This window comes from Azotobacter beijerinckii, assembly GCF_900110885.1.
Taxonomy (GTDB): domain Bacteria; phylum Pseudomonadota; class Gammaproteobacteria; order Pseudomonadales; family Pseudomonadaceae; genus Azotobacter; species Azotobacter beijerinckii.
Map to the genome: position 1 here is coordinate 16,197 of NZ_FOFJ01000013.1, position 18,987 is coordinate 35,183.

At 65.4% G+C, this 18,987-nt stretch carries 15 protein-coding genes; 6 read left to right on the forward strand and 9 right to left on the reverse strand.

What is annotated here, in order from left to right:
• Positions 1–3 precede the first annotated feature (3 nt).
• The 6 genes from gpgF to BMY22_RS08860 form a co-directional block, all read right to left on the reverse strand.
• The gene (gene gpgF / locus BMY22_RS08835; RefSeq protein ID WP_090621277.1) at positions 4–996 is read right to left on the reverse strand and encodes a glucosaminyl phosphatidylglycerol flippase; all 993 of its coding nucleotides are present in this window, start codon (positions 994–996) and stop codon (positions 4–6) included.
• A complete protein-coding gene (gene gpgD, locus BMY22_RS08840) occupies positions 993–1,760 on the reverse strand; it encodes an N-acetylglucosaminyl phosphatidylglycerol deacetylase (protein WP_090621279.1) in 768 nt (255 codons plus the stop codon). Before gpgD ends, gpgF begins: the two co-directional genes overlap by 4 nt.
• On the reverse strand, positions 1,753–2,868 hold the full coding sequence (gene gpgS, locus BMY22_RS08845) for an N-acetylglucosaminyl phosphatidylglycerol synthase (protein WP_167363714.1): 1,116 nt from the start codon (positions 2,866–2,868) through the stop codon (positions 1,753–1,755). Before gpgS ends, gpgD begins: the two co-directional genes overlap by 8 nt.
• Positions 2,869–3,326: 458 nt before the next feature.
• The gene (locus BMY22_RS08850) at positions 3,327–4,925 is read right to left on the reverse strand and encodes a SulP family inorganic anion transporter (RefSeq protein ID WP_090621281.1); all 1,599 of its coding nucleotides are present in this window, start codon (positions 4,923–4,925) and stop codon (positions 3,327–3,329) included.
• Positions 4,926–5,006: 81 nt separating this feature from the next.
• Positions 5,007–6,875 carry a proton-conducting transporter transmembrane domain-containing protein gene (locus BMY22_RS08855; protein WP_090621283.1) on the reverse strand — a complete coding sequence of 623 codons (1,869 nt, stop codon included), beginning with the start codon at positions 6,873–6,875 and terminating at the stop codon, positions 5,007–5,009.
• A gap of 9 nt (positions 6,876–6,884) precedes the next feature.
• Positions 6,885–9,422: a YbcC family protein gene (locus BMY22_RS08860; protein WP_090621285.1), complete on the reverse strand. Its 2,538-nt coding sequence runs from the start codon at positions 9,420–9,422 to the stop codon at positions 6,885–6,887.
• Positions 9,423–10,277: 855 nt separating this feature from the next.
• Between BMY22_RS08860 and rloA3 the strand changes: the two genes are divergently transcribed.
• Entirely contained in the window at positions 10,278–10,811 is a 534-nt protein-coding gene (gene rloA3, locus BMY22_RS08865; RefSeq protein WP_167363715.1) for a retropepsin-like aspartic peptidase RloA3, read from the forward strand.
• Here rloA3 and BMY22_RS08870 read toward each other — a convergent pair.
• A complete protein-coding gene (locus BMY22_RS08870) occupies positions 10,808–11,140 on the reverse strand; it encodes a YkvA family protein (protein WP_090621420.1) in 333 nt (110 codons plus the stop codon). The two genes, rloA3 and BMY22_RS08870, sit on opposite strands and share 4 nt — an antisense overlap.
• 333 nt (positions 11,141–11,473) lie before the next feature.
• On the opposite strand from BMY22_RS08870, the gene BMY22_RS08875 reads away from it, so the two are divergent.
• The 3 genes from BMY22_RS08875 to BMY22_RS08885 are packed head-to-tail and all read left to right on the forward strand — an operon-like array spanning position 11,474 to position 14,059.
• A complete protein-coding gene (locus tag BMY22_RS08875; protein ID WP_090621286.1) occupies positions 11,474–12,214 on the forward strand; it encodes a glycosyltransferase in 741 nt (246 codons plus the stop codon).
• Between the two features lie 4 nt (positions 12,215–12,218).
• Positions 12,219–12,497, forward strand: coding sequence for a lipid-A-disaccharide synthase N-terminal domain-containing protein (locus BMY22_RS08880; RefSeq protein WP_090621288.1), 279 nt, complete (start codon positions 12,219–12,221; stop codon positions 12,495–12,497).
• Entirely contained in the window at positions 12,494–14,059 is a 1,566-nt protein-coding gene (locus tag BMY22_RS08885) for an ArnT family glycosyltransferase (protein ID WP_090621290.1), read from the forward strand. The genes BMY22_RS08880 and BMY22_RS08885 overlap by 4 nt, the downstream gene beginning before the upstream one ends.
• Here the strand turns inward: BMY22_RS08885 and BMY22_RS08890 are convergent.
• Together BMY22_RS08890 and BMY22_RS08895 are read right to left on the reverse strand one after the other, a co-directional pair.
• A complete protein-coding gene (locus BMY22_RS08890) occupies positions 14,029–14,781 on the reverse strand; it encodes a phosphatase PAP2 family protein (RefSeq protein ID WP_425265967.1) in 753 nt (250 codons plus the stop codon). The two genes, BMY22_RS08885 and BMY22_RS08890, sit on opposite strands and share 31 nt — an antisense overlap.
• Positions 14,768–16,735 carry an LTA synthase family protein gene (locus BMY22_RS08895; protein WP_090621292.1) on the reverse strand — a complete coding sequence of 656 codons (1,968 nt, stop codon included), beginning with the start codon at positions 16,733–16,735 and terminating at the stop codon, positions 14,768–14,770. The genes BMY22_RS08890 and BMY22_RS08895 overlap by 14 nt, the downstream gene beginning before the upstream one ends.
• 203 nt (positions 16,736–16,938) lie before the next feature.
• Between BMY22_RS08895 and BMY22_RS08900 the strand changes: the two genes are divergently transcribed.
• Positions 16,939–17,622 carry a response regulator transcription factor gene (locus BMY22_RS08900; RefSeq protein ID WP_090621294.1) on the forward strand — a complete coding sequence of 228 codons (684 nt, stop codon included), beginning with the start codon at positions 16,939–16,941 and terminating at the stop codon, positions 17,620–17,622.
• Entirely contained in the window at positions 17,612–18,874 is a 1,263-nt protein-coding gene (locus tag BMY22_RS08905; RefSeq protein ID WP_090621296.1) for a sensor histidine kinase, read from the forward strand. The genes BMY22_RS08900 and BMY22_RS08905 overlap by 11 nt, the downstream gene beginning before the upstream one ends.
• Positions 18,875–18,987 lie beyond the last annotated feature (113 nt).

The following is an 18,987-nucleotide window of genomic DNA, read 5'->3' on the forward strand; positions in this document are numbered from 1 at the left end:
GCTTCAGGACTGCCGATAGCGCACCAACCGCCGCAGCAGCGGCCGGCCAGCAAGGTGCAGGAACACCGGCGCACCGGCGATCAGGTAGAAGTGGTAAGTCACCGCACGCCAGATCAGGATGGCCGCGGCGCTGGTCGATTTGCCGACCAGCGGTGCAAGCAGCGCCGCCGACGCCAGTTCCGCCCCACCGGCGCCGCCCGGCAGCAGGCTGGCCTGTCCGGCGCTGAGCGCCAGCATCTGCACCAGGAAGGTCCAGGCCCAGGACAGTTCGCTGCCCAAGCCGCGCAGGGTCAGGTAAAGCACGCTGTAGCGCAGCACCCAATGCGCGCCGCTGAGCAGGAACACGCCGAGCAGCACCGAACGCGGCAGGCCCAGGCTCTGACGCAGGGCGTTGCGAAAGCGCATCACCTGGCGGGCGTATTTCAAACGGCGTCGCGCGCCCACCCCCAGACGCCGCAGCAGCCGACCGTTGAGGCGGAACATCTGGCGGTGGAAACGGCCGAGCAGGAACAGCAGGACGAACACCCCGAGCAGCAGGCCGGCGCTGGCGCCGAGCAGCCAGGCGAGGTGCGGGCTGAGGGCATGGGACAGGGCATAGACCAGGATGCCGAGCAGCGCACAGGCAAACGCCAGCAAGTCGGTGAGCTGGTCCACCGCGTAGGTGGCGGTGCCCTGCGCCGCCGGCACCCCGCGGCGCATCAGCAGCGCCATCAGGGTCAGGGGACCGCCGGCACCGCCCGGCGTCGCGCAGATCGCGAACTCGGTGGCCATGACGATGCCCAGCGCATCGCGCTGGCCGAGCCGGCATCCGGGCAGTAGCAGGCGCAGGCGCAGGGCGTTGAGGTTCCAGCAGACCAGGATCATCCCGAGCATGGCCAGCAGCAGGTCGGCGGGAAAGGCCTGCACCTGCCGCCACAGCCCGCTGCCGCCGAGCAGCAGGGGGATCGACAGGGCCGCCAGCAGGCCGCCCAGCAGCAGCCACAGGCCGCGGCTCATGCGGTGACGCCCGGCACGAGCGAAAGCTGCCGGTCCAGCCAGCCGATCTTGGTCAGCGGCTGGCGCCCCGCCGCCAGCAGATGCTCGATCAGCTCCAACCAGTAGCGGCGGGAAAACTCGTGGCGCATGTCCACCGGATGCAGCCCCAGGCGCAGCAACGGCGCCCGGCGATAGCGGGCGGCGAGGCCCGCGCAGACGACCCGCGACACCCCGCGGCGCCAACCGCTGCGGGCGCTCCAGGTCAGGCCGGGGGCGTCGATGGCCTGGAAATCCGGCAGCCGGTAGAGGTGGCGCAGGTCGCTGGTATAGCTCAGCGGGGTTTCCCGCAGGGCCAGGCGAGTCCCCTCGCTCATCAGCCAGGCAGGGGCGACGAAGCCATGCAGTGGCCAGCCGCAGCGGCGGAACACCGCGATGCCCTGCTCCAGGCGTTGCAGCGCCTGCGCCTGGTCGAGCCGGTAGAATTCGCCCTCATGGGTGTAGACGCGGCGCATCAGCCACTCTCCGGGGGTACGCGGCGGCGGCGCATCGTCCTGGTGGTGGTAACCGTGCAGGACCAGCTCGTCGCCACGCGCCAGCCGCGCATCGAGCCGCCGGCGCAGCTCGGCGTGGGCCACCAGCGGCTGGCGGCGATGGAAATCCGGCACCACCAGCCAGCTGATGGGCACCTCGCCGAGAGCGTCCACCGCGGCGACGAAATCCCGGTAGTCGGCCCAGGTTTCCGGGGCGACGTCGTGCAGCACCAGCAGCAGATGGCGTTCAGACATGCACGGCAACCGGCAGCTCGGCCGTGCCCAGCACGGCATGGTAGTGGGCAAGCAAACCGGCGACCACCGCATCCCAGGCATGATGGGCCTCGACGTGCCGACGCGCCTGGCGGCCCAGCCGCACGACATCGCCCTCGAACAGCTCGCGCACGGTCGCGGCCATCGCCCGCGAATCGTTGGGCCGGCACAGGCGGCCGGCGCTGAACGGCACGATCTCGGCCAGCGCCCCGGCGCGCACCGCGACCACCGGAATGCCGCAGGCCATCGCCTCCAGCACCACCAGGCCGAAGGTTTCCTGGTCGCCGGCATGCAGCAGCACGTCGCTGCTGGCCATCAGCCGGGCGACGGCAGCGGCTGGCTGGAAGTGGTTGATCACCGTGACGTTGTCCGGCACCCGCCGTGGCATGTCGGCGCCGACCAGCAGCAGATGATAGGGCGCACCGAGGCGCCGGGCGGTCTCCAGCAGGATGTGCAGGTTCTTCTCCCGCGCCCCGCGGCCGGCAAAGATCATCAGCCGGGTCTCTTCGTCCAGCCCCAGCTCGCGCTTCAGGCCCGAATCGCGGCGCACCGGCTGGAAGACCTCCAGGTCGACACCCAGGGGCTGCACGAACACGTCCCGCACGCCGAGGCGCTGCAGCTTCTCCGCCATGATCCGGCTGGGTGCCAGCACCCGGTCGAACTGGCCGTAGAGACGCGCCACGTAGTCGCTCACCCGGCCGCTACACCAGGCGCCGACGCGCTTGGTGGCCAGCCGCGGCAAGTCCGAGTGGTAGAAACCGATCACCGGGACGTCCAGACGCCGCCCGGCATCCAGCGCGGCCCACGCGGTCAGATAAGGATCGCCGACCTCGATCAGGTCAGGCTGCAGGCGCTGCAGCTGGAGGCGCCAGGGGGCTCGGCGCAAGGGAAAGCGATAGCCATTGCCGAACGGCAACAGGGGCGAGGGAACCTCATAAATGCCGGCTTGCTCCCGGTAGTCGGCACCGGGCACCAGCACACTGTGGCGCACCCCGGAGTACAGCCGCAGACGGCGGTGCTTGGCCTCCAGATAAGTCCGTACCCCGCCGCTGGCAGGGGCATAGAACATGGTCATATCGGCAATGTGCACGAGCATCCTCCGTCCCAAGGGCATTCGAAGCGGACTACCTCGGCGGCGCCGGGAAATCCCGCCGACAGATCAGCGGTCCCGCCATGAAAGCCGCAGTGCTGTAGCAAAAAGATAGCCTCTGCCCGTCCCCGCGCCAGGGAAATCGGCTTAAGGCGGATACGCGCGAACGACACGCCCGGACTGCGGCAAAACCGGGGCGGCAGCGGAGTGGACAGGCCGGCATGCCCCTAAGTTTCCTCAAACGTGCGATGCGCCCGCGTCGGGAGGTACCGCTACGGGAAAGACACTACGGAGCCAAGATGGCTTTGACATGACTGGCGTCGGAGGGGAGCAAGGAGGGGTTCCGCACCGGAGCGCCTCGGAAAGGCGCGCCAGGGGGACAGGCCATCCGTGGCCTGAATCAGTTGCCGATACCCGCCGATGCGCGGGAAACCGCCATCGGCGACAGTAAGGCTCGGTCAAGCCAGTTGGGTATTGCCAGACAGACGCTTGCGGGCAGCCAGGGGATGGTCCGAGAACGGCTTGAAACGCTCGAAGCCAACGGTAAGCAGGGCGCCTCCGGCATGCTCGAACTCCTCGCCGAGGTGGGTCAGAAACTCCATGAAGGTGTGATCCACCAAGTGGGCCGCGGAGAAATCGATCGTCACGTTGCTGCTGCGATCCAGTTGGCTGAAGAGCTTCTTGAAGCCCAGCAGGTTGGAGAAGATCGCCGACCCCTGGACCTCGATCAGGCATTCGCCCTGGGACTCGGAGCACTCGTAGCGGGCCTTGAAGAAGTTGCCGAGCGGAACCCGGTGCGCCAGGTTGAATGCCATCTTCGTGGCGATGCCGGCCCCGACGCCGACCAGCAGGTCGGTGGACAGCGTCACCAGCACGGTCGCCAGGAAGATGACCAACTGTTCGCCCCCGATACGGTAGACCTTGAAGAACTCATGGGGCGAGGCCAGCCGGTAGCCCACGGCGATCAGCAGCGCAGCCAGCGCCGCATTGGGGATCATCTCGATGACCGGGATGAACAGCAGCATGGCGACGAACAGGAACAGACCGTGGAAGAAGTTGCCCCAGCGGCTGCGGGCGCCAAAGGTGACGTTCGCCGAGCTGCGGGCCACCTCGGAAATCATCGGCAAGCCCCCCAGCAGTCCGGACAGCGCGTTCCCCGCCCCTACCGCGACCAGGTCCCTGTTGAAGTCCGAGGCCCTTTTCCAGGGGTCCAGCCCGTCGATGGCCTTGACTGTCAGCAGGGACTCCAGGCTGCCGATGAAGAGGAACATCAGGACGTACTTCCAGAACACCCCGGTTCCGATCAGGGAGAAGTCCACGTTCAGCCCGACATTGGCCCAGAAGTTACCGATGGTCACCATGTCGAACACCGGCTCGGTGTGCCTGAAGTCCAGGATCAGCGCCAGGGGCACGGCCACCAGCAGGACCAGCATCGGCGCCGGGACCTTCTTCAGGCCCGGGATCTTCAGCAGGGGCATGCCGAAGATGATCGTCAGGCTGACGGCGCCCACTAGGGCCACGTGGGAATCGGCATGCATGATCGAACTGGGAATCCGCTCGAACAGCTGGATGAGTTCGAGGCCCTTGAGGGTGGCGGGGTCGATGCCGAGCAGCACATGGATCTGCTTGGCGAAGATGATCAGGCCGATCGCTGCCAGCATGCCATGCACCACGGAGTGCGGGAAGAAGTCGCTCAGGGAGCCGAAGCGCAGAAGTCCGAAGACCATTTGCAGCATGGCCGCCACGAAAATCGCCCCGAGCGCCAAATGCCAACCCTGGGCGCCGCCGCCGAACTCCACGACGGCCCCGGCACAGATGGTGATCAGACCGGCGGCCGGTCCCTTGATGGTGAGCCGCGAGCCGGCGAACAGGCTGACGAACAGGCCGCCGATCATGGCGGTCAGCACGCCCATGGCCGGGGGGAACTCGCTCGCCTTGGCGATGCCGAGGCTCAGGGGAAGCGCCAGCAGGAATACCAGAAACCCCGACACCATATCGCTGCGCCAGTTCTGCTTAAGGCCGTTCAGGCCATCTTCTGGAATTGCACATGCTTTCATAAAGCAATGACTCCTCTAACGTTTACCGGCATTTTCAAATACCGTGGAGAGAAATATTTCCGTTCAAACTTCGTCAATGGATCAGGAAGACTTGTAAGCCATCTCGTAAACCGACTTGGCATGCGGCCCGAGAAACACCCTCGCGTAGATACGAATGATCGACAAACCGACAATGATGAAACTGAAGCTGGTCAGAAATGCCAGTCCGACTTGTCCTTCCTGGATATGCGCAAACATCAGATCCTCCCCGACGAAGGTCGGGCTGATCGGAAATCCGGTCGCGCACAGACAACAGAGCAGGAATACGAAGGCGATCTTCGGATGGCGCCAGGAATGCCCATGGAAGCGGTCGAGATCGATATCCCCTTCGAGCAACTTGAGCCGTCGCAGACAGAGAAAGCCCACCACGCCGGCAATCGCGACGCCGCTCAGGTAGAGATAACTTTCACTGAAGTCGAAGTTCTCATTGAAGGAAATGGCCAGGGCAATCCAGAAATGGGTCATGACCGCCAACAGCCAAGTCATCCGCGCCCGCTTTCGCTCGGTAAAGGACTTGAGCACCAGCACCGCCGCCACCAGCGAAAAGACCAGCGGCAACACCGCCGTGATCGTTCCAGGCAGTGTCTCCCGGTTATAGACGAAGTACAGGCCCAGCAGATAGAGCGGCACGAAAATGCCGATCACCCGCCAGAACGTCAGGAAGTCCAGACGATTCCCCAGACGCTTCATGGGATTCCACAAGTAGCGGTACATGAAGGCGTCGAGATTGAACTCCCGCACGGACAACATATACAGGGAATACACCAGTTTCTTCGGCAGCATACCCCCGACTTTGTGCACCCTGGGCACGAAGTTATAAAACTGCTCGCGAATCAGATAGGTCACCACCGACGGCGAAACCAGCAGCTGGTAAGTGCGCAGGAAGGCATTCCCGGCGAAGTGCACCAGGGCCAGGGTGTCGAAACCGGCGGCGATCTCGATGAAGATCAGGCCGATCTGGGCGATGGAGGCATAGGCGATCTGGCTCTTGATCGCCGACTGCGAGCGGGCGATCACCGAGGCGACGACGCTGGTGGCGAATCCCAACAGGCCGATGACGAGGCAGACGAACAGCTGGTCCCGCCAGAACGGCGCACTGCGCAGCAGCAGGAAGACCCCGATGTGCACCGACAGCGAGCCGTAGAAGATCGCGCTCGACGGCGTCGGCCCCTCCATCGCCCGGGGCAGCCAGCTCGAGAAAGGCAGTTGTGCCGACTTGGCGGCGGCGGCCACCAGGATCATCAGCGCGATGAGGGCGCCGACGAAGGCGTGCGACTGGAGGTGCTCGAGCACGAAGGCGTGGTTTTCGAGCATGTGGAAGGTGACGTTCTCATCGAAGAGGTGGTGCATCATCCACATGGCCAGCAACAGGCCGATATCGCCGATCCGATAGATGGAAAACACCTTGACGGCATTCTTCACCGGCAGATAGCGGTCCCGGTAGAAGGCGATCAGCAGGAACGAGGTGATCCCCAGCACTTCCCAGCCGGTGAACATGGTTTCCATGTTTCCGGAAAACACCACCATGTTGTAGCCGGCGTAGAAGAACAGCACCGTGCTGAAGAAGCGCTTGTAGCCCGCTTCGCGGTGCATGTAGTGGCGGCTGTAGAGCAGCACCATGAAGGTCAGGAAGGCGCCGACGAAGACGTAGGTCGCGGTGATCCGGTCAAACAGGAAGTCGATGAAGAACTCGTAGTCCCCTGCCCGGAAAAGATCCACCTCCTTCAGCTCCAGGGTTGGAAAGCCGCTGATCGCCCAATAGAGCAGGAACAGGCCGAAGCCGGCCAGGTGAGCGCCGACCGTGACGAAGGCGGTACGGGAGATCCGCGCCTCGTCCCGCTCCGGGAGCGTCAGGCTGACCAGGAATCCGAGTAGCGGCAGAAAGATGAAGATCTGGAGTAGTGCAGCCATGGCGGTTTCCTAGTTCAACGCGTAGACGGGCAGGTTGTCCGCCTGGGTTTCGAAGAGTTTCTCGAGATCCGCGGCGACATCGAGCCGTTCGGTCAGCGGGCGATACGGCACGAACCGTTCGTCCTTGAACTGGAAGAGTTCATGGCTCTCGGGATTGACGACCACCAGGTTGAGCCATTCGTTGGCGAACCATTCCCAGGTGGCCGACTGCTGGCGGATGGTCTGCAGGACCACCTCCGGGAACTGCTCGACGACGATCATCATCCGCACCGGGGTGTGGACTTCGATCATCTGGCTCGGCAAGCCGGGGCGCAGGTCGCCATCGTTGCCGTTGGCCACCCCGATCAGCCCCATCACGTTGTGGGGCAGTTTGCTGCCGGCCCCCAGCTTCTGGTTGTCCACGTGGGAGAAGAAATACTCCAGGTTGATCCCGCCGCAGACCGGCGCTGCGGCGCGCAGGATGGTGAGCAGGTACTTGCCGTCCGGGTCGACGCGGTAATCGTAGGAGTTGAGGAACGAGCGGCGGTCGAGGAACAGCCGGCGGCTGAGCGCCCGGCGCCCGACGATGCACAAGGCGTTGGTGGCATGGTTGAGCTCGGGGCGCGGTTCGAACAGCGACACCGCGCGCGCCTTGACGGCCTCGTGGACCCGCTCCGGCGGCAGCTGGCTGTCGGTCAGCGCGAAGCGCCGCGAACGCTCCTTGGCATTGAGCGCCAGGGCGTCGGCGAAAATCGCCGCATTCCGTCGGTGGCGCTCAAGATTCAGCGGGCTGAGCGAGGACTCGTCGTAGAAGGCGATCTCGTCGCGGGTGGTGTCGTGCAGCGCGCCGACGAACTGGGTCTGCGCAGGAATCCCGATCCCCCTGTCGGCGAGTATCTGCCGCACGTCGGGATGGTTGAGCATGGCGCAGATCACCCGCGCGTTCACCGACCCCGGCCGGCCCGAACAGGCGCCGCAATCATAGGCGGCATAGTGCGGGTTGTTGGTATTGCTCGCGCCGTGCCCGACCACATAGACGAGGGGGGCGAAATCCCGGATCAGGCCGATGCTGCTCAGCAGGTTCTCCGCGCGCTGGGCCATCTCCTCGACGGTGAAGCCGATCTGCAGCCCGTTCTCCCGGTCGTCCGGCGAGCGGTTCTCGATGGTCAGGCTGGAAAGCCGGCCCATGTGGCGGAACGAGGACGCGCTCAGCGGGCTTGCCGAAGGCTTGAAGATGTTGTTGAAGAGCTTGATCGCCGACCAGAAGCCGAGGGTCTGCGAGAACACCCAGCCGCCGAGGAGGTCGTGGGAGTGCTTGCTGAAGTGCGGCTCGGCCTCGCGCCGGTCCTGATTGCCGGTTTCCTTGATCAGGTATTGGGGATCGATCGGGCCCGGACATACCTTGGAATAGGCCTTGCCGTGCTCCGGCTGGAAGTAGAACTCCACGCCGAAGAAGCCCGGCGTCCCGAAGGTTTCGCAGTGTGGATCGAGACTCTCGATATGCCGGCGGAACGAGCAGACCCGGTCGTCGATACAGAACAGCCCCTGGAAGGTCTTGTCCGACAGCACCGGACTTTCCGAGGGCTGGCGCTGGATGGCGCTCAGCACCGGATCGTAGAAGCTCCACTCCAGGGCGTCCTGCCAGATCGCCATGACCTCGTGCAATTCGGTTTCGGGCACTTCCGCGAGGATGTCCGACGGCTCGCCGGTCGCCTCCGTCAGCAGAGGACGCCAGCCTTCGGCGAAATGGGCGTCGAGCGCATCGATCTCGAGGAGCAGTTCGAACACGATCAGCTCGCGCAGGGAGATCTTGCGCCTGTCGATCAGCGTTTCCGGCTGCGCTTCGATCACCGAGACCATGCCCGACCAGCCGGGATGGGCGAACTGCTGGTCGAACAGGTAATGCTTGAACAGCGACTCGTCGCGCACCAGGATCTTCAGCAGGTCGGCGATCGAGCAGTCCTGTTCGAGCAGCAGCTTGCGCGCGCGCTTGCCGCGGAAAAAGCTGGTCAGGCTGTTGCCTTCCAGCTCCCGCAGCGCGCTCAGGAAACCTTCTCCATTGGAAGGGAAGGTCCAGATCGAAATACCCTGGTCCAGATAGCTGCAGAGAATCCGGAACAGCAGCGGATGCACCAGCGAATCCAGGTCGACCCGGTGTCCCCTCTTCCAGTTCGCGCGCAGTGAACCGATCCGCGGCAATGACGGCGGCGCGAACGGTTCCTCGACGACTTTCTTCTTCCAGAGTTCGAACTGGTCGCCCTTGCGCGAGCGAATGACCCAGTCCAGAACGGCAGGCGTTATCTCGCCGTCGAGATACAGACTGCGGTATTTATCCAGTTTCAGAGATACGCTGTACCCGAAGATACCCGAGGCATTGCGCGCCGCGTCATAAAACTTCGAGTCCTGAAAGGCATGCAAAGTGTTGTGGTGAACGAAGTCCTTCAAGGGCGCCTGTTTCGGAAGATAGTGCTCAAGCGCGTGCAGTACGGCAATCTCGTCGAAACTCCCGGACTGTGCTGGACTTCCTGATCTAGCGGACATCGATTTATCTCCATAGGCCATCGGCACAACTCAAATAGCCCGAAGGGAAGATTGAATAAAGCCTCGCCTTTCCGGTTATTTCACGCAAAGACGCGGAAACAACTGTCCGGACAAGACAGGCCATTTCTCTACCTGATCCATTTTGATGCCGTCGCCGGCCAATTCTCGAAGAAGAACTTCCAGATTAACGACATGCCTCTCCAATCGTTCAACGAATAGCGCACCACGCCCTGCACTCCGGAGAGCACGCACAGCATTCCCGATGAACTTGTCTTCACCTGGCTCGTGAAAAAACTGTTTCCCGATGGCGTATCCGAAGGGGTGTTTCAAGGCTCCTAAAAAATATTTCAGAATGTTACCGCGGAATTAGCCACCATTCAATCTAGGCACATTGCATGCCAATCGACAGCCGGAAGAGTATTAAAAACCGTTCATCGTCAAATATTTTAAAGAGCCATCATGTGAAAAAAATGTCGCCCCGTCAGAACCATCAACGAGAACATCCGGCAACCACTTGAAAGGGTGGTAAAAACCGGAAAAGAGCACAGCCTGGAAACTCGCCCGCCCACAGGCGTATATCGGCGAAGCGTGCTGCGAATACGGAAAAGCCGGACGAAAAAGCTCGGAAAGGCTCTTCGATGGAGCGCAGAAGAAGGGATTCCCGAACGGATGAAGCCTTCTTCCGTCTCGATACGGGGCGGAAACCTCGGCTGCGCTCGTCGGGCAAGCCCGACACATCGTGTCGAGGTGGCGCATCGCCCCGGACGGTGCGCCACCGGCGCCGAAGGACTGGTCGCCTCCCCCACTGCGAAGAGCGACCGACATTATTTTCACCGGCGACCTACTATGGTCGGCCAATCTTTCCCAAGGAGCCTGTCCTCGATGCGTTTGCTCAAGATCATCCCCCTGGTGCTGCTGCTCGGCACCACTGCCCTCTCCGCCGCTGCCGACGAGAAGCAGCCCGCGCGGGTCTTCGGCTGGATCGAGAAGGGGCTGATCCAGCCGGAAAACATCCCGGTGAAGATCAAGCTGGATACTGGCGCCCTGACCTCCTCCCTGGACGCCAAGGACCTGGAGCGCTTCGAGCGCAACGGCGACGAGTGGGTACGCTTCAAGGTCGAGGTGACCGACAAGGACACCGGCAAGCTGGTCAACTCGCCGTTCGAGCGTGAGGTGCTGCGCAACGTGAAGGTCCGCGGGGCCGGCGGCGCGGAACGCCGGCCGGTGGTGCAGATGCAGATCTGCATCGGCAAGCAGGTTTACGACGAGCAGTTCTCCCTGAACAACCGCAGCAAGATGAACTACCCGGTACTGATCGGCCGGCGGACCCTGGAGCACCTGGGCCTGGTGGACGTTTCCCGGACCTTCACCATCGATCCCCAGTGCGCCCGGAGCACCGCGGACAAGGCCGATTAAGCCATCAGCCAGCGGCCGACCAGGACGATCCCCAACGCCCAGAGCAACAGGATCAAGCCGGCCGCCGGCCAATTGACCGGCCGCGGCACCTGCCGCCGCTCCCACTCCTCGGCCTGCTGCCGGCCCGCCGCGAGCACCGGCGGCGGCAGCAGGCGCAGCGCCAGCAGAATGCCCAGCGGCAGCAGGATCGCGTCGTCCAGATAACCGAGCACCGGGATGAAGTCGGGAATCAGGTCGATTGGGCTCAGCGCATAGGCGACCACGCAGACGACCAGGACCCTCGCCAGCCAGGGCGTCTCCGGGTTCCGGGCGCAGAACCAGAGGATCATGATCTGCCGCTTCAGGCTGCGTGCCCAGCCTTGCAGACGGTTCTTGAGATTGGCGAACGTCACCCTGTAAATCCTTTGGCGGAAATAATGATGTGCTATCAATAGCAGATAGCCCGTCGCCGGGGAAACGACGCGGGCCGGCCCATACCCCGGCGAATTCGCCGTCAGTCGCCAGATGCGGCAAGCGGGCCCTCGGCCATATCCCTTATATCCTCCGAGGACCAGCTACTCTCTGCGAGAAACCGTCGGCATCCGGGCGCCTCGTCGCTGGGCGCCGACCCGGCAGGGCGATCCTGCCAGCTCCTCCCCCATGGAAAGGAACTCGAGCACGACATGGAAGACGTTTATGTATCAGTCCTGATTCCGGCAAGGAACGAGGCCGGGAATCTGACCCCGCTGCTGGAGGAAGTCCGCCGTGCGCTCGCCGGCGAAGCCCACGAAATCATCGTGGTGGACGACGGTAGCGACGACGGCACGGCCGCCGAACTGCGCGCCTTGAAAAGCGCCGGCTTCCCCCGGCTGCGCATCCTCGGGCATGCCCGTTCGCTGGGGCAGAGCACCGCCCTGCATCGCGCGGCGCTCGCCGCCCGCGGCCATTGGCTGGCCACGCTGGATGGCGACGGGCAGAACGACCCGGCGGACATTCCCGGCATGCTGGCACGGGTGCGCGGCAGCGAGGGCCAGGCCGAGGGCATCAAGCTGGTGGCCGGCCACCGGATCGAACGGCGCGACTCGCTCGGCAAGCGCTGGGCCTCGCGCATCGCCAACGGCCTGCGCCGCCGTGTCCTGCGGGACGCAACGCCGGATACCGGCTGCGGTCTGAAGGTCATCGAACGGGAGGCCTTCCTGCGCCTGCCGTACTTCGACCACATGCACCGCTTCATTCCGGCACTGATCCGCCGGCACGGCGGCCGGATGCTGATCCATCCCGTCAACCATCGCCCGCGCAAGGCCGGCGTATCCAAATACGGCAACCTCGAGCGGGCCCTGGTCGGCATCTTCGACCTGTGCGGGGTTTGCTGGCTGATCCGGCGCACGCGCCTGGACGTACCGGCACTGGAAATCGAGGACTGACGATATGGGCAAGGAGACGCTCTGGCTGGCGATCGGCTTCGCCGGTCAAATGGCCTTTACCGGCCGCTTCCTTCTGCAGTGGCTGTACAGCGAATACCAGAAGCGCAGCCTCATTCCGGTGGGTTTCTGGTACCTGAGCCTGGTCGGCAGTTCGCTGCTGCTGGCTTATGCGATCTATCGCCAGGACCCGGTGTTCATTCTCGGGCAGTCGTTCGGGTTTATCGTCTATCTGCGCAACCTGCAGTTGATCGCCCGGCAAAACGAGCGGGGAGACGACCGATGAGCCGCGACCTCTCGCGGCGCATCGGGCTGGGCGGGCTGCTGCTGCTGGCCTTGCTGCTGATCGGCGCCGGCCTGGGGCTGCGCCAGCCGCTGAACGTCGACGAGGAGCGTTTCCTCGGCGTTTCCCTGGAAATGCTCCAGGACGGCTCGTGGTTCATTCCCCACCGTGCCGGCGAAATCTATCCGGACAAGCCGCCGCTGTTCATCTGGGCGGTCGCCTCGTTCGTCCGGCTGACCGGCGCCCCCGCGCTCGCCCTGTTCCTGCCGGCCCTGCTCGCCGGCCTGGTGGCGACGGCCTGTCTGTACGACCTGGGCCGCCGCCTGTGGAACCGGCGCAGCGGGGTATTCGCCGCGCTGCTGTTCCTCTCCACCTACCAGACCTTCAGCATCCTCCGTGCGGGACAGATCGACGGCTTTCTCTGCCTGTGGATCGTCCTCGGCCTCTACGGCCTGATCCGCCACCTCCTGCTCGGTCCGGCCTGGGGCTGGTACTACCTGGCCTGTGCCGCCGCCGGCTTCGGCATCATCAGCAAGGGCGTCGGCTTCCTGCCGATCCTGATGCTGCTGCCGTACTTCTACGCGGTGCGCCGGGGCTGGTCGGGCGTGGTGCCGATGCCGGGGAAGACCGGCGCCTGGCTGCTCGGCCTGCCGGTCGCCCTGGCAGCCATCGGCGTCTGGCTGCTGCCCCTGCTGGTCACGGTCGCCCTGCGCGGCGATGCCGACAGCCTGGCCTATGCCAGGGAAATCCTGCTGCGCCAGACCGCCGAGCGCTATGCGAACGCCTGGGCCCACCGGGAGCCGTTCTGGTACTTCTTCGTCGAGGTCATTCCCAAGTACTGGTTGCCGATGGTCCTCGCCCTGCCCTGGCTGATACCGGCCTGGCGGCGGCAACTCGCCAAGCGCGACGGGCGCACGCTGCTGCTGCTCGGCTGGGTGGCGCTGGTCTTGCTGTTCTTCTGCCTGAGCAGCGGCAAGCGCAAGCTCTACATCTACCCGGCCCTGCCGGCGCTGGCTCTGGCGGTGGCGCCGCTGATGCCCTGGCTGCTGCGCCGCTGGTTCGCCGGACAACCGCGCCGGACCCGACTGTTCGGCACGCTCTGCCTGCTCTGGTTCGGCGCCTGGTTCGCCCGCGGCTTCATCGAGCCGCTCAAGGAAGGGAGCAATCCGCACGCGGGGATCATGCATCAGGCGGCCGAACTGACCGACGGTGCGGATCTGGTCCTGAGCGAGTGGCGCGAAGGTCACTGGCTGTTCGCCCGGCAACCCATCGTGCATTTCGGCTTCAGCGCGCCGGCGACAGTGGACAAGGCCGTCGAGTGGCTGCGCCGCCACCCGCAGGCGTTCGCCCTGATTCCCGCCGCCGACCTGTCCCGCTGCTTCCGGCCGGAGCGGGCCCACCAGCTCGGCGACACGTCCCGCGCGACCTGGTTCCTGGTCAGCCCGGAGGCGGACAACGGCCAGTGCCGCGGCGAGCTGCCGGCGCGCGTCTATCGCTTCGCCTGGCAGTCGCCCGGCCGGCCGGGCGGCACGGATCAGGCCGGCGCGGATGCCTCCGGCCGGTAGAGGATCAGCCGGTAGCCCAGCGTGCAGATCGTCCAGTCGAGCAGCAGCGTCCAGAGGTTGTGGGAGAGGAAGTGCGCGCCCTGCATCACCCGCCCGACAGAGAACGCCGCCCCCAGCCCCAGCGCCGTCCACAGAGCGATCCGCGCCAGCCGCGGGCGGCGGTCGCGCAGGGCGAAGAACAGCGCCAGCAGGGAGAAACCGGCCGAGGCATGTCCGCCCGGCCAGCAGCGCCCGGCCCGGACGACCGGCGGGGCGCGCTCCTCGAGCAGCGCGGTATGGATCTCCCGGCCGCCGAACTCCTTGAGGCTCCACGGGCAATGCATGCCGGTCAGGGTCTTCAGCGGATTGACCAGGCTAGTCGACAGCCCCATCGCCAGCACCACGTAACCGAGCACGCGGCGCCAGCGCCTGAAGGGGGTCGGCAGCAGGCTGAGCAGGAAGCCGGCGATGGCCAGCACGCCGACGACGATGACCAGTTGCTTGGCCCGGTCGTGCAGGAAGTTCTCCAGGAAGGAACCGTAGTGGCGACCGATGAAGCCCTCGCCGGGCGCGTAGAACCATCGGCTGATCGCGAAATCGAGGCTGCTCGGATCGAACAGCAGCAAGAACGCCATCGCGGCCAGCGGAATGCCCAGGGCGAGGCGAAAGTCGAGCGGTTGCGACAGCGCCGGCAGCGGCCCGGCCGCGGCAACCGCCGGCAGGCTCAGCTCAGTCGCCGACATGGACCACCTCCCGCTGCGCGCCGGAAGAAGTGGAAGCGTTGATGCCGAGCAGGCCGTGGCTGAACTCGTAGCTGGCCCCCTGGTAGTAGCCGATGACCCGCTGCACCAGCGGATCGCTGGCCGAGGCCGGCGTTTCGCGGCTGGCGCCCAGTGCGTCGTCGTGGCGGCGGATGCCCCGGCGCGGGCTGAGGATCGCCAGGTCCTTGCCGTCGAACAGCCCCAGGTGCTGGTAGTTGCCGATCAGCGCGCGATGGGGCGCGTCCCCATGCAACAGGTCGTGGCCGAAGAAGGTCGAGGTGTAGTCCAGGTTGAGCAGGCCCAGCAGGGTCGGCGCCAGGTCGATCTGGCTGGCCAGCTCGGTGTATTCGCGCGGCTCGATCAGCCCGGGCGCGTAGATGAACAGCGGAATGTGGTAGTTGGCCACCGGCAGGTCTTCCCGGCCGGCGCTGCCGGCGGTGTGGTCGGCAACGAAGACGAACAAGGTCTGGTCGAACCAGGGCTTCTGCCGCGCCTGCTCGAGGAACTGGCCGATCGCGTAGTCGGTGTATTTCACCGCACCCTCGCGGCCTTCGCCGGAGGGAATGTCGATCCGCCCGTCCGGGTAAGTGTAGGGGCGGTGGTTGGAGGTGGTCATCAGCTGCAGGAAGAACGGCTGACCGACCGCATGGTCGACATCCGCCAGCTTCAGCGCTTGCGCATAGATGTCCTCGTCGGCCATGCCCCAGGCGTTCTTGAAGTGGATGTCGCGCTCGTCGACGCGGGCCTGGTCGACGATGCGATAGCCGTTGCCGCCGAAGAAGGCGTTCATGTTGTCGAAGTAGCCGCGCCCGCCGTAGACGAACACGCTGTCGTAGCCCTGCTCCGTCAACTGCTCGCCCAGGCTGGCGTAGCCCGTCTCGCGACCGATGCGCTTGACGATGGAGCGCCCCGGCGTCGGCGGCACCGACAGGGTAATGGCCTCCAGACCGCGGTCGGTGCGCGTGCCGGTGGCGTAGAATTTGCTAAAGGACAGGCTTTCCCCGCGCAGCCGGTCGAGGTTGGGGGTGAGCCCTCGGGTATCGCCGAAACTGCCCAGGTACTTGGCGCTCAGGCTCTCGATGGTCACCAGCACCACGTTGAGCCGGCGCGGCTGGCCGGGATTGTCGATCACCCGGTGCAGGTCCAGCGGATCGCGGCCGACGAGGCGGTCGGAGGAGTCGCCCACCTCCCGGTGCAATACCCTGGCGACCTGCGCGTCCGGCAGGGTGGCGTAGAACTGCGGGTAGTCCAGCTCGTTGTTGCGGAAGGCGGAGAAGAACTGGTACGGGCCATTGGCGGCCAGCTCGCGCTGGTAGGCGTTGCCGCCGCTGCCGCGTGGGAACTGCTGGTCGAGCGCGAGGCCGCTCAGGGTGGCCAGCGACAGCCCCGCGCCCAGCGCCGCAAAGCGCCCGCGCCAGGCCAGCGGCGGCGCATCCAGGGCCGCGCCGACCGTCCGGCGCAGCAGCACGGCGCCGTCGACGGCCAGTACGGCCAGGCTGGCCAGCAGCGGGTAGACGGGGTACGACTCGAGGATGTTGGCGACCACCTCGTCCGAATAGACCAGGTAATCCACCGCGATGAAGTTGAAGCGCACGCCGAACTCGTCCCAGAACAGCCACTCCGAGAGCGCGGTGAAGAGCATGACGAACAGGCTGACGGCGACCAGGGCGTGCAGCAGCCGGCGATGCCAGCGGCGCTGCCACAGCCAGCGCGGACAGAGCAGCAGATAGGCGGCCAGCGGCAGCGCGGCGTAGAACAGGAAGCCCAGGTCGTAGACCAGGCCGATGCCGTAGAGGCCAAGCAACTGGGCCAGGCTGGCCTGGGCATCGCCCAGATGACCGAGCAGCAGCACGCAGCGGGTCAGGAAGAACACCGCCAGCCAGGCGAGAAGAATGACCGAGAGGTAGCGAAGCTGAGCGTAACGGAGCCAAGGCATCCCGATGGACCTTGCAGGAAGAGAGGGTCGGCAGAGTCTCCTCCGGGGGCACTGAGCATCTCGTAAAAACACCGTAAACAGGAGGTGAAAACCCAGAGGCGGACTTCGGAGCCGCCGGCAGGAGCGCCCGCTCCCTGCCCCTCCATGCAGCCCGCCCGCCACCTTGCTACAGTATCGGCCCCCCCTGCCGAGAGCCCTCAACCATGCGCATTCTGGTCATCGAAGACAACCGCGACATCCTTGCCAACGTACTCGACTACCTGGAGCTCAAGGGCTATACGGTCGACTGCGCCCAGGACGGACTGAGCGGCCTGCACCTGGCGGTCACCGGGCAGTACGACCTGATCGTGCTGGACGTCATGCTGCCAGGCATCGACGGCTATCAGCTCTGCGAGCGCCTGCGCAACGATGCCGGCAGCGAGACGCCGATCATCATGCTGACCGCCCGCGACTCCCTGGACGACCGCCTGCAGGGCCTCGCCAAGGGCGCCGACGACTACCTGCTCAAGCCCTTCGCGCTCTCCGAGCTGGTGGCGCGCATCGAGGCGGTGCTGCGCCGCACCCAGGGCAGCCGCAAGCGCCAGCTGCAAGTCGGCGACCTGAGCTACGACCTGGACACCCTGAGCGTCAGCCGCGCCGGAAAACCGCTGAAGCTGAATCCGGTCGGCTACAAGCTGCTGGCCATCCTGATGCAGAAGAGTCCGGCCGTGGTGCGCCGGGAATTCCTCGAGAACGCCCTGTGGGGCGACGATCTGCCGGAAAGCGACAGCCTGCGCAGCCATATCCACCAACTGCGCCAGACGCTCGACAAGCCCTTCGACAAACGCCTGCTGCACACCGTCCACGGCATCGGCTACCGCCTGGCGGAGACCCCGCATGCGGCTTAAGCAACCCTTCGCCCGGCGCATCGTCATCGCCTTCGTGCTGATGACCGTGGTGGTCAGCGGGTTCTTTTCCCTGGCCATCGTCGTCGTCGTCAATGTCGTCGAACGGCAGTTGGTGTCCTGGGAACTCAAGGAAGAGCTGGAAACCGTGCTGGAGCAGGACATCCCCTATGGCCGGTCTCCCCGCCTGGACGCCCGAACCCGCTTCTTCGCCTCGGATATGCCGCAATACGCCATTCCCGAGTCCCTGAGAGACTTCGCGAGGGGCTTCAGCGAAAGGGAGGAGGACGGCATCGCCTATTACGTCTACGTGAAGCAAATCGACGACCAGCGCTACATGCTGGTGGAAGACCAGCACGAAATCGAAACCCGCGAGAGGATGCTCTTCCGTGTGGTGCTGGTCTGTTTCCTGCTGAGCGTGCTGAGCGCCTGGCTGCTCGGCCGGCTGCTGGCGCGCAAGGTGATGGCCCCGGTGACCCGCCTGGCCCGCCAGGTCCGCCACCGCGACCAGTTGCTGCCGCTGGCGCCGCCACTGGCGCCGGAATACCCCGACGACGAGGTCGGCCGCCTGGCCGAGTCCTTCGACGGCACCCTCGGCCAACTGCGTCAGAGCCTGGAGCGCGAACGCCTGTTCACCAGCGACGTGAGCCACGAGCTGCGCACCCCGCTGATGGTCATCCAGGGCGCTTGCGAGCTGCTCGGCGAGGCCGCGCTGCCGCCGCGCGCCGGCGAGCAGGTGGCGCGGATCGGGCGCGCCGCCCGGGAGATGCAGGAGCTGGTGCAAACCTTCCTGATCCTCGCCCGCTCCCGGCAGGAAGAAGCCGCCATCGGCGGCAGCGCCACCCTGGCCAGCGTGGCGGAGGAGCAGAGCCAGCGCTGGGGACCGCCGATCCGCGCCAAAGGCCTGGACTTCGAGCTGCTCGTGGAGGATGCCGACAATGCCGCCTACAACCTGACCTTCCTGCGCGTGGTCCTTTCCAACCTACTGCGCAACGCCCTGCACTACACCGAGAGCGGCAGGGTGCGGCTGATCCTGGAAAACGGCGGCTTCCGCGTCGAGGACAGCGGCGCGGGCATCCCCGAGGAGCAGCGCGAGCGCATCTTCCAGCCCTTCGTGCGCGGCGAGCAGGCCCGCGGCGAGGGCCTGGGCCTCGGGCTTTCGCTGGTCAAGCGGATCTGTACGCACCAAGGCTGGCAGGTCCGGGTGAACGACCTGGCACCGCACGGCAGCTGCTTCCGGGTCCGCCTGAAATAGCCACGGCACCCGGCGCCGCACCGACGAACGGAGCGGCGCCGATGGTGTTCTTGACTTTTTTCTCTCATCTTTCTGCCAAAAAATCGATATATTTCGCGTTACCATTGCCATCA

Bases quoted from the DNA above. Each gene is read 5' to 3' on its own strand.
- BMY22_RS08880 (WP_090621288.1), top strand. From the start codon at position 12,219: ATGGGCAAGGAGACGCTCTGGCTGGCGATCGGCTTCGCCGGTCAAATG.
- BMY22_RS08890 (WP_425265967.1), bottom strand. From the start codon at position 14,781: ATGTCGGCGACTGAGCTGAGCCTGCCGGCGGTTGCCGCGGCCGGGCCG.
- BMY22_RS08885 (WP_090621290.1), top strand. From the start codon at position 12,494: ATGAGCCGCGACCTCTCGCGGCGCATCGGGCTGGGCGGGCTGCTGCTG.
- BMY22_RS08895 (WP_090621292.1), bottom strand. From the start codon at position 16,735: ATGCCTTGGCTCCGTTACGCTCAGCTTCGCTACCTCTCGGTCATTCTT.
- BMY22_RS08870 (WP_090621420.1), bottom strand. From the start codon at position 11,140: ATGATCCTCTGGTTCTGCGCCCGGAACCCGGAGACGCCCTGGCTGGCG.
- gpgF (WP_090621277.1), bottom strand. From the start codon at position 996: ATGAGCCGCGGCCTGTGGCTGCTGCTGGGCGGCCTGCTGGCGGCCCTG.
- BMY22_RS08850 (WP_090621281.1), bottom strand. From the start codon at position 4,925: ATGAAAGCATGTGCAATTCCAGAAGATGGCCTGAACGGCCTTAAGCAG.
- BMY22_RS08875 (WP_090621286.1), top strand. From the start codon at position 11,474: ATGGAAGACGTTTATGTATCAGTCCTGATTCCGGCAAGGAACGAGGCC.
- BMY22_RS08905 (WP_090621296.1), top strand. From the start codon at position 17,612: ATGCGGCTTAAGCAACCCTTCGCCCGGCGCATCGTCATCGCCTTCGTG.
- BMY22_RS08855 (WP_090621283.1), bottom strand. From the start codon at position 6,875: ATGGCTGCACTACTCCAGATCTTCATCTTTCTGCCGCTACTCGGATTC.
- rloA3 (WP_167363715.1), top strand. From the start codon at position 10,278: ATGCGTTTGCTCAAGATCATCCCCCTGGTGCTGCTGCTCGGCACCACT.
- BMY22_RS08900 (WP_090621294.1), top strand. From the start codon at position 16,939: ATGCGCATTCTGGTCATCGAAGACAACCGCGACATCCTTGCCAACGTA.
- gpgD (WP_090621279.1), bottom strand. From the start codon at position 1,760: ATGTCTGAACGCCATCTGCTGCTGGTGCTGCACGACGTCGCCCCGGAA.